The following is a 14,183-nucleotide window of genomic DNA, read 5'->3' as shown; positions in this document are numbered from 1 at the left end:
AAGGCCGCTCAGGCGCGCTCGATGGTCGCGCCTCCAACCACCACGTCGCCGTCGTAGAACACGACCGACTGCCCTGGGGCTACCGCACGCGCGGGGGCGTGCAGACGGACCTCGACCCGCCCGCCTGCCGTCGGCGCCACCCGAGCCGGAAGGTCGATGGCCCCGTATCGCACCTGCGCTGAGACCTCCATCGGCGCATCGAGCGACGCAAGCGATATCCAGTTCGGTGAAGATGCGGTGAACACCGTGCAGTCGAGCGCCTCGACCCCACCCACGACAACGGCATTCGAAGCGGGATCCAGGCGAACCACATAGCGCGGCTGCGTCGATGAGAGGCCGAGGCCTCGCCGCTGACCGACGGTGTAGTGCGCCAGACCGAGATGCTCGCCGAGAACCCGGCCCTCGAGATCGACGATGGGGCCCGGGCGCACAGCGTCTGGCGCACGCCGCGCCACGAAGGCGGCGTGGTTCCCCTGGGGGAGGAAGCATATCTCCACACTGTCCGGCTTGCCCGCGACGCGCAGGCCCATGTCGCGCGCGAGTGCGCGTGTCTCTTCCTTGGTGAGATCGCCCAGGGGAAAGAGCGTGTGCGCCAGCTGATCCTGCGTCATCGTGTGAAGCACGTACGACTGGTCCTTGCTCCGGTCACGCCCACGCAGCAATCTCCATCGCGCGCTCTCGGCATGCCACGCGATGCGGGCATAATGACCTGTCGCCACGCGCTGCGCGCCCAGTGCGCGCGCGCGATCGAGGAACAGGGCGAACTTGATGTGCTGATTGCATCGCACGCACGGGTTGGGCGTTCGGCCCGCCGCGTACTCACGAACGAAGTCATCGATGACGGTGGCTTCGAAATCATCGCGGATGTTCAGCACGTAGTGGGGCAGCCCGAGACGTTCCGCCACCTGCTCGGCGTCGAGCACCTCCCGGACCGAGCAGCACCCTCTGACCTTTGTGCCAGTGTGGGTGCTGGCAGGCCAGGTCTGCATGGTGAGCCCGACGCAATCGTGGCCCTCTCTGGCCAGGAGCCCCGCCACCACCGATGAATCGACCCCTCCGCTCATGGCAACGGCGACGCGGCCTTGTGACGCGGACGCGGGCACGGCGCACTCAGCGGGCGCGTCGATGCGCCTGGTCATGGCGCAACACGCGATGCGCGGCGAGACGCGGCACGATTCTGCTCCACGAGGCGGGGCAGTGCCTCGAGAAGCCTCGCCACATCGCCATCCGTGGTCGAACAGCCCCACGACAGGCGCAGCGCGCTCGAGGCCTCAGCCCGGGCAAGACCCATGGCCAGGAGCGTGGGGGAAGGCTCGAGGCTGCGACTGGCGCAGGCCGCACCGCTGGATGCCGCGATGCCCGCCATGTCGAGCGAGAACAGCAGGGTCTCACCATCCACGTCATCGAGAAGGAAGCACGCGATGTGGGGCGCGTGCGCACCCGGGTCCCCGAGACGCGCGGCGCGCGGCACCCGAGCGAGAACACCTTCGACGAGCTGACGCTCGAGATCGCGCAAGCGCTGACATGCAGCACCTCTCTCGCGCGCTACCTGGTCGGCAACGGCACCCAGCCCCACGATCCCGAGGACGTTCTCCGTGCCTGCGCGACGGCGGTTCTCCTGCTCTCCTCCAACGACCTGGGGAACCAGGTCAAGGCCTTCACGAACGTAGAGCGCGCCCACGCCGGGAGGGCCGCCGAGCTTGTGCGATGAGACGGTGAGCAGGTCGACCCCCAGCGAGAGCACGTCGAGAGCCTGCCATCCCACGGCCTGCACCGCGTCACAGTGGAAGAGGGCGCCCGCCTGGTGCGCAAGCGCGGCCACGGAGGCGATGGGCTGCACCGTGCCCACCTCGTTGTTGACCGCCATCAGGGAGACCAGCGCGGTATCGGCGCGGAGCCGCTCTGCGAACCGCTCCGCGATGGCCACGCCGCTGCGCCCGACCGAGACACGCTCGATGTCGAACCCTTCGCGAGAGAGCTGGTCAGCCGCCCGGAGCACCGCAGGATGCTCGATGGCGCTCACCAGCACATGTCGACGACCGCTCCCCTCGCGGGCCGACCAGGCGCCTCCGCGCAAGGCCAGGTTGTCAGCCTCGGTGGCGCCACTGGTGAAGACAACGCACGACGGATCTGCGCCGATGAGCCTGGCCACCGCCTCACGCGCATCCTGCACGGCGAGACGCGCCTGCTTCCCGCGGCGATGGGTGCTCGACGGATTGCCGCCTCCCCAGGCCAGGAACGTGGTCATGCGCTCGCGCGCGACCTGCGCGAGAGGCGCGCCGGCCGCCCAGTCGAGGTGGACACCGCAGTCGAGATGCGCGTGCATGCGCGGAGTATAGCACGCGCGACAGGGGGTCGCAAGCGCATCTCGACTGTTCCTCCGCAGCGGTCCACACGTCAGAGGTCCCCCAGGGCCGTGTGAGAGGGAATGTGTCGGAACTGTCGAAAAAGCGTGAGAACTCTTCATTCAGGAAGCGTGCTTCCCTACCCCTGAGCCAGGTTGTACGTGCGCGCCCGACGAGCGGCGCGACCCTTCCAGCGGGAGACGAACACATACATGGCGAGCAGCCACAAGCGCTTTGTGGGCCGCAAAGAGTACTTCGGATCGCTCATCTACGACCGCGAGCGCGGCGACTACATCCCCTTCGACTGGGACGCCACGTTCATCTTCGAAGAGAGCCTCAAGCACCCGATAGACACGGTCTTCAAGAACATGGATGGCCGCCTCACGCAGCAGTCGTTCCAGACGTTCGTGCAGCTGTGCCAATCCATTGACCTGCTCGACGCCAGCGGTCGGTTCACCGGCGAGATGCTGCCCACAACGCCCGCCATGAACATCATCTCTGCGCCGCTCCGCGTCCACCTGACCGTCACCCAGGAGTGTCAGCTGAGATGCCGCCACTGCTCGCAGAAGTCACGCGACGCGGCACCCGGTGAGCTCTCGCTCGAAGAGCTGCAGCGGCTCTTCGACGACATGGCGGCCAGCGGCGTGTGTGAGGTCACCATCGCGGGCGGTGAGCCGTTCATGCGCCCCGACATCGTGAACATCGTCACCTACGCGCGTCAGAAGGGGCTGAGCGTGAACCTGTCCACGACCGGCCTGTTCGTGAGCCGCGTGACCGCCAAGAAGCTCGCAGAAGTCGGCTTGAAGAGCATTCGTGTGAGCTTCGACGGTTCGACCGAGAAGTCGTACGACTACTTCCGCGGGAAGAAGGGCGCGTATCGACGCGCGATGCGCGGCATCAAGGCCCTGCGCGAGATCTTCGAGAAGACGCCCATCACCATTCACACCACCATCATGAAGCAGAACCAGACCGAGCTGCTCACGCTGGCAAGAATGGTGCAGAAGCTGAAGTGCGACACGTGGAGCGTCGATTATGTGAAGCCCCAGGGCTTCGCGGCGCAAGACCCGCGCATGATGCTGAGCAAGGCAGAAGCCGAGACCGTGTTCAAGGCCATCACCCGCATCGCCGAGAACTCGTCTGTGCGAATCGAGATGGCCCACTTCCCGTACCGCACGCAGCGCAAGGTCATCTATCGCGGATTCGGTTGCGTGGGGGCCAATCTCTACTGCTACGTCAGCTCACAGGGGAATGTGGCCCCGTGCTCCTTCACGATGGACTACTTCCCCGCGGGCAACGTGAAGCAGCAGAGCATCAAGGAGATCTGGCAGACCGCCGAAGCCTTCAAGAAGTTCCGCGGCTTCCCCGGTAACGAGACCTGTCACAAGTGCGACTACTTCTCTTCGTGCCGAGGCGGTTGCCGCATTCGTGCCATCATGGCGACCCAGAGCGGCAGCGCCATCGACCCCAACTGCTTCGTGATGCCCGAACCCGCGGCTGCTCCAGGCGGCATGTCCTACCGCTGAAGCGAGTCGAGTCGCCGTCCCCCCGACAGGTTGACGGCCTCCAGCACCGTGTGCTGGAGGCCTTCAACCTGTCACGAATGCCCTGCGGCCGAGAGACTCGCAGGCGCACCGCTTCTAGGGACTGACGTAGTAGTTTCCGTCTGACTGCACCGGCGGGCTGAAGTCGACGTTGGTGACAAGGCGCACCAGACTCGACGGCTGGGTAGACGGCTGCCCGAGCTGGAACTCGGTGGCCACAAGACCGAAGCCAGGCTCACCGATGAACTGCCACGGGAAGTTCACACCTCCGGACACGCTCCCGTTGTTGGAGAAGGTGAGCGCGGTCGCCACGTCAGTGGCCAGGTTGATGGTGACGAAACCGCCCCCATTGACCTGCTGGGCATTTCGCGACACATAGGCGACACCGGTGGTCTCGTCGACTCTCAGGCTGGTGGGCGGAAGCGTCGACACCGATCCGGTGCCGACGCCGATGGAGGTTCCGCGCACTGCCGTGTCGGTGAACTTCGCCTTGCGCACGCCACCGAGGGTCTGGCTGAACTCAGGCCACATGACCTCGAGCTCAGATCCGCGCTGGTGCAGCCACACGTCGGTGGGGAAGATGAGTCCGGTCGCCACGGTGACGACGAACTGCGAGCTCTCCGGGTAGCCGCCCTGGGGAGGCTGGTTCTGGGTGTTGACATAGCACACCGCGTTCTGGGTGGCGGAGAGCAGGCCGCCGTCCATGCGCGTGAAGAACAGGTAGGTGCTCGGTGAGGTCGCCGTTCCCGCCTTCACCGAGAACAGGTGCATGTTGTACGGCGGCGTCGACTGGGCCCCGAACACGATGAAGGCCTTCTGGTTCGCGTCCTGGTTGAGGCTGGCAGATGACCCGAACGTGTTGTTGAAGCGGTAGATGCGGCCGCTGGGGATGTTCTCTGACACATAGAGGGTGGCCCCGCCCTGAACACTCGACCCCTGGATGCGGACGAAGGTTGGCGCCTGCATGTTGCCGCAGATGAGCTCGGGATTGCCGGCAGACGCCCCGCCCACCGGCTTCGGAACGCGGTAGAGCTTGCCCTGGTTCGACGTGAGGTTGTCGACGACGTAGACGTAGCCTGTCGTGCCGGGATCGCAGGCAACCCCCCACGGTCGGTTGACGAAGCCGCTGTCGGCCAGCTTGATGGGAACCGCGGTGCCCGTGCTGCTCTTGGGAACGGCATACAAGAACCCGTTGTTCGACACCTGAACCGTGTAGTACACGAACGTATCATCAGATGTCACATCGAAGATGTTGGTCTTGCCGCTGTCGAGGGCCACGCTTCCGCTGACCGAAGGCGTTGCGCTGCCTGACGGAGAGGCAGACGAGGTGGGCGCGGGGGTCGGCGTGCCTCCACCACCGCCGCCACCGGTATCCTTGCTGCCCGTGCGTACCGTTGCACCGTTGATGCAACCCGCCAGCAGCGCGACCATCGTGAGGACCGCCGCGGCCCGAGAAAAGACGTCGATGCGAACGCTCAAGTGTCTACCTCCTCTTCGGTGCACCAGCAGCGCCTGTGACGGGGCGTAGCACCGGTCTCCTGCGTGGTGTTCCACCGCAGGTCGTTCAAAAGAGATTCCCCACCGCCCCGAATTGACCTGCTCTTTCTCCTTTCCCCGAAGCCCCGTGCCTGGCGCACAGCCGGCGGTAGAGCAACCCGTTCCAGGCAGAACGATAACGAGCGGCCTCAAGAGCCGCTCGTTGGATGGACAGGTAGTCAGGCCGGAGATCGAACCTAGGCGACGGTCTCCTCGGCAACCTCGACCGCGACCTCTTCGACCACAGCCATCTCGACGGTCTCAGCCGCCTCAGCGGGCGCCTCGGTCTTCTTCACCCGCGGCTCACGGTACTCGCGGGGAACGTGCTTGCCCTTCTTCTCGGCACACTCCTGGTGCCATTTGTATCCACCGATTCGAACGGTGGGGCGCCCCTCGAGAAGGCCGCGGCAACTGCGGCACTTCGGATCTCCGGGCTTCTTGGAAGAACCTTTGGCCATTTCTCATTCACCTCAATTGATATTGGCTGCCTCGATGCTGGCTGGTCGGACCGCCAGATGCGGAACGCCCAGCCAGAGCCGAGGCAGTGGACACGTGTCTCTGTACATGAAAATCTGCGTTGTCACGGGCGCTATCGTCGTTTCACAGACGAACAGCCCCCTCTTCACCGGCGCATCGCCGGAGGACAGGCCCCCACAGTTCATCACATCGGAGCAAACTCCTTCAATGGCTCGACGAAGCCCCGCTCGCGGCCGCAGACATCTCGAGAGGCAAGGGCGGTGCCGCGTCACCGTCGACTTCGATGCAGCCTTCGCCGACGCGAAGGCTGCGGATGCGAACGCCAAAGGGGGAGTCGTCGAGGTCGAGAACCGTGAGCGCTCGCAGCATCTCTGGCAATCGCTCGACACCAAAGCTGCCTTGGTCAACCGTGAAGGTGAGACGGGTCGGCGAGGTCACCTGGAGGCGACCGATGGCTCGCAGGGGCAGGGCCAGGCTCAGCAGCACGTTGGCCGATCGCACCTCCACCCTTCCCTCGGTGAGGGTGAGGCTCACCCGGGGCTCCAGGGGCAGGCGCTTCGGACGGATGGGCAGATAGCGGTTCAGCGCGGATTGCAGGATGCGCGCGCGAAACGCCACACGCGTGAGTGCCGTGATGCGCGAGCCCTGGAGGTGCATGCCCTCGACCCTGGCGTCGAGGCGGTCGACCTGCAGACCGTCCGGCAGTGTCAGATCGCGCGCGTTGAAGCGCATGACAGGAACGTCGCCAGCGGCAAGATCGATCCAGCTCGCCCCCACCTCGACCGCGTAGGCGCTCGCGGGCCCCAGCGCGCGCTGCAGCCGGCCACGCGCGCGCGCCTCGACCCAGGCGGGGCCCGGACCGAGGCAGAAAGCGAGCAGGCCGCCGACGAGCACGTCGGCGATCAGCAGCACGCGGATGACAAGCGCCGACCGATCACGCGAGATCAAGCGAAATCCCCCACGCATCAGGGCGGACCGCGTGATGCCCATCAGCCCTGTCGGTGCGCCACGACATCGAACTCGATGAGCCCTCCCCGCGGGAGCGCGGCCACCTGAACGGTGGTGCGCGCCGGCGGGGCCACGGGGAAGTACTCGGCCCACAGCGCGTTCACCAGCTTGTAGTCTCCGAGATCGACAACGTAGATGGTCGCCTTGACGACGTCACGCAGAGACGCACCCGCGGCCTCGAGCACCGCCTTGATGTTCTCGAGCGCGCGACGGGTCTGCTCCTGCACACCGCCGTCAACAAGCTCGCCTGTGGCCGGATCGAGCCCCAGCTGCCCCGCTGAGAAGATCCAGTCCCCCGCGGCGATGGCTTGCGAGTACGGACCGATGGCACGTGGCGCGCCATCGGAATGGACCACCTGATGAGGTGAAGAGGTGTCAGACATGCTTGTTCTCCCCAAAGCGATGCACGCTGCGCGATCCGCGATGCGCGTGACCGAACGTCGACCGAAGCGCGCCCAGCGTCGTGATGGCCGGGACTCGCCTGCAACGTCCTTACGGGCGTTGCGCCCGCAAGTCCTCCCGCCGTTCCTGTCATTCCCATCACGGTGACGAGCGCAGATCGTGACAGGGAAAACATGGCGCTGCGCCAATGTGCGCAGATGTGTCAAGTGTGATCCGCATGGGCTTCATCGGAGGAGGGCACGCGCTGCGCGCTATCCATCTGCCGATCTTCTCGCAGATGGAAGACGTGCTCCCGCTCGTGGTGTGCGACGTCCAGCAGGCAGCGCTGCTGGCCGCGCTTCGACAGTTCGGTGTGCGTGAGACCACAGCGAACTGGCACGACGTTCTCGCCATGCCCGAGATCGACGCGGTGGTGATCGCGCTGCCCAACGATCTGCACGCTCCCGTGGCCGAGCAGGCCTTGCGCGCCGGCAAGCACGTTCTCTGCGAGCCCCCTTCCGGCATCAACGTTGCGCAGGCAGAAGCCATAGCGCGCGCGGCGCGAGAGAGCAACCGCGTGTACGCGCTCGCGCTCCCCCGTCGCCATGACCCCGCCGTGATGCATCTCGAGCGACTCATCGAAAGCGACATCATGGGACGTATCACCCACGTGCAGGCGACTGTGGCGAAGCGCGAGGGAAGACCCGAAGGCTGGCGCACCGATCGGCGGCGCAGCGGTGGTGGCGCGTTGCTCCACTTCGGAACGCACCTGCTCGATCTCTCCTTGCGGTTCATGCGCGGCGCGGCCATCGAACGCGTGAGTGCGGTGACGCGATCGCGCCCATCTGATCCCGCCGACGCGTGCGTAGAAGATGCGGCGACGGTGCTGATACGGTTCGCTGGAGGGCGATCTGCACTCATCGAGACAGCCTGGGCCCAGCATCTGGAGAGCGACTGCGAGCACATCGAGGTCATCGGTGAGCGAGGTCGAGCAACGCTGTGGCCGCTCCGGCTGGTTCTCGAGATCGAGGGGGCCCGATCTGTGCTGCAGCCTCAGCTCGATGCGTCGGCCGCGCACGCGCGACTCGCCCGCGCGTTCATCGACCGTGTGCGCAGACACGGGCACTCACCCGCACGCGACGCAGACGACGGCCTTCGCCTGGCAGGCGTCCTCGCGCACGCCTACGAGTCGGCCATGCTCGAACGTGAGATCGAAGTCGGTTCAACCCACGAAACGGCGGAAACGAAAGGAGATCCAACATGACATCGAACGACCCGCGCGACACAGCGTCTCCCCCGATGCACTGGCGCACCCCCTTGCTGTCCTGCTTCGTCATCGCTCGCCACAACGACTGGCGCCTGCTGGGCATCGCCATCGCTGTCCTGTCGCTGCTGTCTGGCTGCGCCCCCATCGAATAGCGCGCGCCAGCTGACGCGCAGGCCGAGCGTCGCGCGTGTGCCAGGCTCGCCTGACATCGTGCTGCCTGATTCACTGTATCCGTGAATATCCGCGCTCGCCCCCCAGCAACAAAGGCCGAGCACGCTCGTCGTGATCAGCTCCGATGATCGCCATGCGTGAGAGCGATTCAAGCACGCTTGCAAGAGGAACGCGTCCTGGGTTCGCGAAGCAACGCCTGCTCCGCGCGAGTGCCCTTGGGCCGTCCACTTCCCGCGTGCACGCCCGGCCACGGCTCGCGACATCAGAGGTTCGTCGAGGAAGCCCCCATGAAGTTCGCAAGCAACGTTCTCGAGCTCATCGGTCACACACCGCTGGTCAGGCTCAACCGGATGACTGTGGGGGTTCGCCCCACCGTGCTCGCCAAACTGGAGATGCTCAACCCCGGCGGAAGCGTCAAGGACCGCATCGGCATCAAGATGATCGAAGACGCCGAGCGCAGAGGGCTGCTGAAGAAGGGGGGCACCATCGTCGAGCCCACGTCTGGCAACACGGGTGTCGGGCTGGCCATGGCCGCGGCGCTGCGCGGCTATCGGTGCGTGTTCGTGATGCCCGACAAGATGAGTCAGGAGAAGATCCGCCTGCTCAAAGCCTACGGAGCTGAGGTCGTCATCACGCCGACCGCCGTGCCGAAAGACTCGCCAGAGAGCTACTACTCGGTGGCGGAGCGTCTGTCGAGAGAGATCCCGAATGCGTTTCAACCGAATCAGTATGCCAACCCCACGAATCCTCGCACGCACTACGAGACCACTGGCCCGGAGATCTGGGAGCAGACCGAGGGACGCATCGACGTCTTCGTCGCCGGCATGGGAACGGGTGGCACCATCAGCGGTGTCGCGAAGTATCTCAAGGAGCGCAAGCCCAGCGTGAAGATCGTGGGGGTCGATCCGGAAGGCTCGCTCTACACCACCGACAAGATCCGCCCTTACAAGATCGAGGGCATCGGTGAAGACTTCATTCCCGAGACCATCGATCTGTCGATCATCGACGAGAAGATCATCGTGAGCGATCGCGACGCGTTCATCACCGCGCGTCACCTTGCCCGTGAAGAGGGCATTCTCGCGGGCGGTTCCTGCGGCGCCGCAGTCTGGGGCGCACTCAAGGTGGCCCGTCATCTCGATGATGAGAAGGTCGTTGTCGTGCTTCTCCCAGACAGCGGACGCAACTATCTCTCACGCTTCTTCAGCGACGACTACATGAAGGAGCATGGGTTCTGGGAATACGAGAGCGAAGCGCCCACGCTGCTCGACGTTCTGCGGCAGAAGAAGACCGAGCTGCCTCCGCTGCTCGCCGTCTCCGTCAGCGATCCCGTGACGCGCGCCATCGAGATCATGCGTGAGCACAGCATCTCTCAGGTGCCCGTCATCAACGGCGGAGACGCGCTGGCCGGCACCGTGCAGGAGACTGCGCTGATGAATCTCATCTACCAGGATCCGCACGTCCTCTCGCAAGATGTCGCTGAAGTGATGTCTGCGCCGCTTCCCACATTTGCATTCGATACACCGATCACATCGGTCTACCAGGCGCTGCTCGAGGGTCGATCGGCCGTCATCATCACGGAGGAGAGCGGAAAGCCCAAGGGCATCCTCACGAAGATCGACCTCATCGACTTCTTCCAAAAAGTCACGATGCGGCATTGACCTCGCAACGCGCAACGCTTTTCGGTCAACAAAAAAAACGGCGCAATGGCGCCGTTTTTTCATGCTCGCGACAACACGGTCGATGCGTGCGCGCAGTGCGATCGCATGCGTGCAACATCAAGTGTTTCCACTTCTTATTGACACTTCATGATCAGGTTGATATACTGACCACATAGTGAGATCTTTTCAAGTAAAAGATCGAAGCAACCAACAACACGATGGAGGATAGTCGAGTGCCTGCTGCCAACGACGACAAGAAACCCGGAGCGTCAAAGACCGGCGACGCGAAGTCCAAATCGGAGAAGCCTGCGAGCGCGCCCGCCGCCGCGAAGAAGGCCCCCGCCAAGAAGGCCGCTGCCAAGAAGGTCGCTGCCAAGAAGGCCCCCGCCAAGAAGGCGCCTGCCAAGAAGGCCCCCGCCAAGAAGGCCCCCGCCAAGAAGGCGCCTGCCAAGAAGGCCGCCGCCAAGGCACCCAAGAAGTAGCCTCGCACCGCGAGCGCAACTTGCAGAAACCCCGAGCAGAGATGCTCGGGGTTTTTCGTTCTCCGAGAACGACAGGACGCAACCGTGCATCGGAGAATGTGTTGTGCAGCCTCTCTTTCCCGCACGTGAAACGCATTGAAGACACTGCTTCGCCGACTCCTCGTGCTCTTGATGCTCACCCCCCTCGTCGCCTTCGCAGCGATGTGGATGGTGGGTCTGCGTCTGCCATTCATGCGCTCCCCAGCTGCGCCTCCCGCGCCCGAAGCCTCTCCCGCTGCACCACACGAAGGGCCTTCATCCGCTGCGCCCTCCGGCGCGGTGTCGCCTTCGCCAGCAGCATCGCATCGAGACCCGAACACGTTTCGAATCGCTGTCGACGAACGTCGGATCGCGCTGCTCTTCCTCGCGCTTCCCAAGTTCATCGCAGACCACTCAAACGACATGGCCATCGAATGCATCGTCGTGCCAGACGCAGCGCAGCGCTGGCAGATGCTGGCCGCCAACCGCATCGATGCGGCTTGTGGCACCCTCGACTCATTCGTGCTCGCCTCGACCCGGATGAGCCCTGGGGCACTGCTCTTCGAAACCGCGACGAGCACAGGCTTCGATGCGCTTGTCACGACACGGGGCGAGTCGGTGGCGGATCTCAAGGGCAAGACCATCGCTGTGGTGAGCGGAGGCGGCGGCCTGCGACTTCTGGCCTACTTCCTCGATTCGGCCAAAGTGCTGCTGTCAGAGATCCACTTCGTCGACGTTGACGACCCCCGCGACGCTGTCTCGCTGCTGCGGTTGAAGAGGGTTGATGCCGCTGTTCTCTGGGAGCCCTTCGTGCAGACCGCCGTGACCGAGTGCGACGCGAAGGTCATCGCGAGAAGCTCGCCCGCACTTTCCTGGCCCACCGACATATGCGTGGTGGGATATGGCGCGCTTTCCAATCGAAGAGCCGAAGTGATGCGATTCATGCAGCACTGGTTCGAGCTCGAGGCTGCACTGCTCAAGGACCGCACCCTCGGCATCGAGATGGTCGCGCGTGACGCGCAGCATCCTGCGTCTGAGGTAGCCTCTCTTCTCGAACATCAGCACCTGCTCACGCTGACCGACAACAAGAAGCTCGACCCCCGATCCGTGTTCAACGAGATGCAGACACTCGTCGACTTCTGGCACATCACCGACCTTCGCAACACGAGCGGTCCACCGCCAAGGTCCCTCGAGCGCGTTGTGCAGCTCGATCTGCTGCAAGCCATCGAGATCGATTCCCCTGCTGCGCGTCCGCCCCCAGTCACACCGGAGCCTGAGATGCCGTCTCCCTCTTCCGCGGTCTCGCCTGGCGCAGCGTCGCCCGCAGCATCATCCGCACCCGTTGCTCCCAGTCGGTAGACAGCGCGCCACGAACATCTGCAAGAGGCTCCGCGAACGCCGAACGCTCTCCTGTTCCTCAAAAAGAAGAAATTGCCCGCCCCGGCAAACGCAGCCTCCATGAAGGAGCGTGAGGGCACAGAGAGACGTCTCGAACGAGGAACCCCCCGCAGGCGGCACGAAAAACCGCTTCGTTGAAGATTCTCGTCACCGGCAGCGACACCCCAATCGGGCGCGACCTCATGCTCGCCATGCGCCAGGACCTCGAGATCATGGGGGTCAGTCAGCGCGGCATTGATCTCACCGACCCGGAGCGGGTGAATGAGCTGTTCATGCGCCTACGCCCTCGGGCCGTGATTCACACCGACGGCATGCTCGACGCAGACGCCTGCGAGCGCGAGCCCTGGCAAGCGTTGCGCCAGAACGTCCTGACCACGCAGAACCTCGTGCTGGCCTGCCTCGAGCACGACGCGGGATTTGCCCTCATCAGCACCAGCGATGTCTTCAGCGGCGCCAAGAAGGGGCCGTACACAGAGTGGGACCAGCCTGATCCCCAGAACGTTCTCGGGCACTCGAAAGCCGCCGCAGAGATGGTGGTTCGCAACCACCTGAAGAAGTTCCACATCGTCCGCACTCAGAGCGTGTTCTCGAGGAACGGCGATGACTTTGTGCGTCAGGTGCTGAGCAGCGCGGCCGACAGACGTCCGATGGAAGCCACGGGAGACGAGTTCATGCTGCCCACCTACAGCGCCGACCTCGCCGGGGCAATCGCGCGACTGGTGCGCGGCGGTACCTATGGCACCTTCCACATCACCAACTCAGGCGAGAGAGATGGAATCAGCTGGCACGCCTGGGCGCGCACCATCCTGCGTGTGGGTGGGCATGAGGGCTTTCCGATTCATGCCGTGGCCTCGGCAACGCTCGATCGACCCGCGCGCCGACCGCTGCGCGTGGTTCTGGGCAATACGTTCTACCGCCTTCAGGGCTTCAAGATCAGAGACTATGAAGAGGCATTGGTCGCCTGCTTGAGCGAAGCGCCCCGACGCCCGCCAGACGTATCTCCGACGAGACGTGAGCGCCGGGCAATCGTGCCTGAGAGCACGCCTCCACAGAGCACCAGCCCGAGCCCTGAGGCGTGAAAAAGGCGCTGCACGCAGGCAGCGCCCTTGAGTCACTGACGCACGGCCTTGACCTCAAGGCGTGGCTGTTGCAGCGCTCGAAGCGGCTCCCGATGGAGCCGCGGCTTCGGGTGCCGCACCAGGCGCCCCAGACCCTGTGGCCTCGGGAGCCCCAGAGGTCGGCGCGACCGGCGTTGAAATTGATCGTGGTCACCGTCTTCTTGAGGTTTTCGAGCTCAGTCGCGGCAGCCTGCTCGTGCCCTGCGCCCGCCTCCTCGATGGCCACCTGGATGCCCGCGAGCGCCATCTTCTTGTCGTTCTGCTGGAACGCCACGTTGAATGCCCAGCCTTGCACCATGCGCGGGAACACCGTCGGGTTGATGCGCAGCAACGTGCGCAGCGCCTCGCGTGCCTCTGCCGAGCGAGACGCACCGAGCGCCATGTCTGCATCGAAGAGGAGCACCTGGAACTCAGGGTTGGGGGCCAGCTCCGGCTCGTCCTTGGCGCGCGACTTGTTCAGGCGCGCAATGGCGTCTTTCTCTGCGGCGATGCCGTCGACAAGAACCTTGCGCGCCTCATCGTACTTCTTCGTCATGATGAGGGTGCTGGCAAATCGCTGGAGCGCGGGCGGGTACCCCGGATCGATGGCCAGCGCGGCCTTGTACTGCTCAACCGCTCCCGCCTCGTTGCCCTGGCTCTCGAGAATGGTGGCCACCTCGTAGGGCCACTGTGGATTCTTCGGGTCTTCAGACGCCTGCTTGCGCGCCGTGGAAAGGCGGCGCTCATCTGCCTTTCCCTGATCTACCGCGGCGCTGGGCGACGTCATGGGACGAGCAAGGATGA

The 14,183-nt window shown here is 64.7% G+C and carries 13 protein-coding genes; 6 read left to right on the top strand and 7 right to left on the bottom strand.

What is annotated here, in order from left to right:
• Nucleotides 1-8: 8 nt before the first annotated feature.
• The gene (gene mnmA, locus EB084_01005) at nt 9-1,139 is read right to left on the bottom strand and encodes a tRNA 2-thiouridine(34) synthase MnmA (GenBank protein NDD26834.1); all 1,131 of its coding nucleotides are present in this window, start codon (nt 1,137-1,139) and stop codon (nt 9-11) included.
• On the bottom strand, nt 1,136-2,326 hold the full coding sequence (locus EB084_01000) for a cysteine desulfurase (GenBank protein NDD26833.1): 1,191 nt from the start codon (nt 2,324-2,326) through the stop codon (nt 1,136-1,138). Before EB084_01000 ends, mnmA begins: the two co-directional genes overlap by 4 nt.
• Before the next feature lie 231 nt (nt 2,327-2,557).
• On the opposite strand from EB084_01000, the gene EB084_00995 reads away from it, so the two are divergent.
• A complete protein-coding gene (locus tag EB084_00995; GenBank protein ID NDD26832.1) occupies nt 2,558-3,868 on the top strand; it encodes a radical SAM protein in 1,311 nt (436 codons plus the stop codon).
• A gap of 114 nt (nt 3,869-3,982) precedes the next feature.
• On the opposite strand, the gene EB084_00990 is transcribed toward EB084_00995, so the two are convergent.
• The 4 genes from EB084_00990 to EB084_00975 all read right to left on the bottom strand — a co-directional run bounded on the left by EB084_00990 (nt 3,983) and on the right by EB084_00975 (nt 7,290).
• Nucleotides 3,983-5,365 carry a hypothetical protein gene (locus EB084_00990; GenBank protein NDD26831.1) on the bottom strand — a complete coding sequence of 461 codons (1,383 nt, stop codon included), beginning with the start codon at nt 5,363-5,365 and terminating at the stop codon, nt 3,983-3,985.
• 254 nt (nt 5,366-5,619) lie between these two features.
• Nucleotides 5,620-5,880, bottom strand: coding sequence for a hypothetical protein (locus tag EB084_00985; protein NDD26830.1), 261 nt, complete (start codon nt 5,878-5,880; stop codon nt 5,620-5,622).
• Nucleotides 5,881-6,103: 223 nt separating this feature from the next.
• The gene (locus tag EB084_00980; GenBank protein ID NDD26829.1) at nt 6,104-6,889 is read right to left on the bottom strand and encodes a DUF2993 domain-containing protein; all 786 of its coding nucleotides are present in this window, start codon (nt 6,887-6,889) and stop codon (nt 6,104-6,106) included.
• Nucleotides 6,889-7,290, bottom strand: coding sequence for a RidA family protein (locus tag EB084_00975; GenBank protein ID NDD26828.1), 402 nt, complete (start codon nt 7,288-7,290; stop codon nt 6,889-6,891). Before EB084_00975 ends, EB084_00980 begins: the two co-directional genes overlap by 1 nt.
• 206 nt (nt 7,291-7,496) lie before the next feature.
• Here EB084_00975 and EB084_00970 point away from each other — a divergent pair, with 206 nt between their 5' ends.
• The 5 genes from EB084_00970 to EB084_00950 all read left to right on the top strand — a co-directional run bounded on the left by EB084_00970 (nt 7,497) and on the right by EB084_00950 (nt 13,361).
• Nucleotides 7,497-8,552 carry a gfo/Idh/MocA family oxidoreductase gene (locus EB084_00970; GenBank protein NDD26827.1) on the top strand — a complete coding sequence of 352 codons (1,056 nt, stop codon included), beginning with the start codon at nt 7,497-7,499 and terminating at the stop codon, nt 8,550-8,552.
• 461 nt (nt 8,553-9,013) lie between these two features.
• The gene (locus EB084_00965; protein ID NDD26826.1) at nt 9,014-10,384 is read left to right on the top strand and encodes a cystathionine beta-synthase; all 1,371 of its coding nucleotides are present in this window, start codon (nt 9,014-9,016) and stop codon (nt 10,382-10,384) included.
• A 233-nt stretch (nt 10,385-10,617) separates the two neighbouring features.
• A complete protein-coding gene (locus EB084_00960; GenBank protein NDD26825.1) occupies nt 10,618-10,866 on the top strand; it encodes a hypothetical protein in 249 nt (82 codons plus the stop codon).
• A 135-nt stretch (nt 10,867-11,001) separates the two neighbouring features.
• Entirely contained in the window at nt 11,002-12,243 is a 1,242-nt protein-coding gene (locus EB084_00955) for a hypothetical protein (protein NDD26824.1), read from the top strand.
• Nucleotides 12,244-12,416: 173 nt separating this feature from the next.
• Nucleotides 12,417-13,361, top strand: a complete 945-nt coding sequence (locus EB084_00950; protein NDD26823.1) for an NAD(P)-dependent oxidoreductase — start codon at nt 12,417-12,419, stop codon at nt 13,359-13,361.
• On the opposite strand, the gene EB084_00945 is transcribed toward EB084_00950, so the two are convergent.
• Nucleotides 13,216-14,183, bottom strand: a 968-nt coding sequence (locus EB084_00945) for a hypothetical protein (GenBank protein ID NDD26822.1), incomplete at its 5' end; no start/stop codon positions are given. The genes EB084_00950 and EB084_00945 overlap by 146 nt on opposite strands.

This window comes from Pseudomonadota bacterium (genome assembly GCA_010028905.1).
Classification (GTDB): domain Bacteria; phylum Vulcanimicrobiota; class Xenobia; order RGZZ01; family RGZZ01; genus RGZZ01.
This window is presented reverse-complemented; position numbering and strand designations above follow the sequence as displayed.

What these genes read in the sequence shown, in the direction of transcription:
- EB084_00975 (NDD26828.1), bottom strand. Translation starts at nt 7,290, where the DNA reads ATGTCTGACACCTCTTCACCTCATCAGGTGGTCCATTCCGATGGCGCG.
- EB084_01000 (NDD26833.1), bottom strand. Translation starts at nt 2,326, where the DNA reads ATGCACGCGCATCTCGACTGCGGTGTCCACCTCGACTGGGCGGCCGGC.
- EB084_00965 (NDD26826.1), top strand. Translation starts at nt 9,014, where the DNA reads ATGAAGTTCGCAAGCAACGTTCTCGAGCTCATCGGTCACACACCGCTG.
- EB084_00970 (NDD26827.1), top strand. Translation starts at nt 7,497, where the DNA reads ATGTGCGCAGATGTGTCAAGTGTGATCCGCATGGGCTTCATCGGAGGA.
- EB084_00995 (NDD26832.1), top strand. Translation starts at nt 2,558, where the DNA reads ATGGCGAGCAGCCACAAGCGCTTTGTGGGCCGCAAAGAGTACTTCGGA.
- EB084_00985 (NDD26830.1), bottom strand. Translation starts at nt 5,880, where the DNA reads ATGGCCAAAGGTTCTTCCAAGAAGCCCGGAGATCCGAAGTGCCGCAGT.
- EB084_00980 (NDD26829.1), bottom strand. Translation starts at nt 6,889, where the DNA reads ATGGGCATCACGCGGTCCGCCCTGATGCGTGGGGGATTTCGCTTGATC.
- mnmA (NDD26834.1), bottom strand. Translation starts at nt 1,139, where the DNA reads ATGACCAGGCGCATCGACGCGCCCGCTGAGTGCGCCGTGCCCGCGTCC.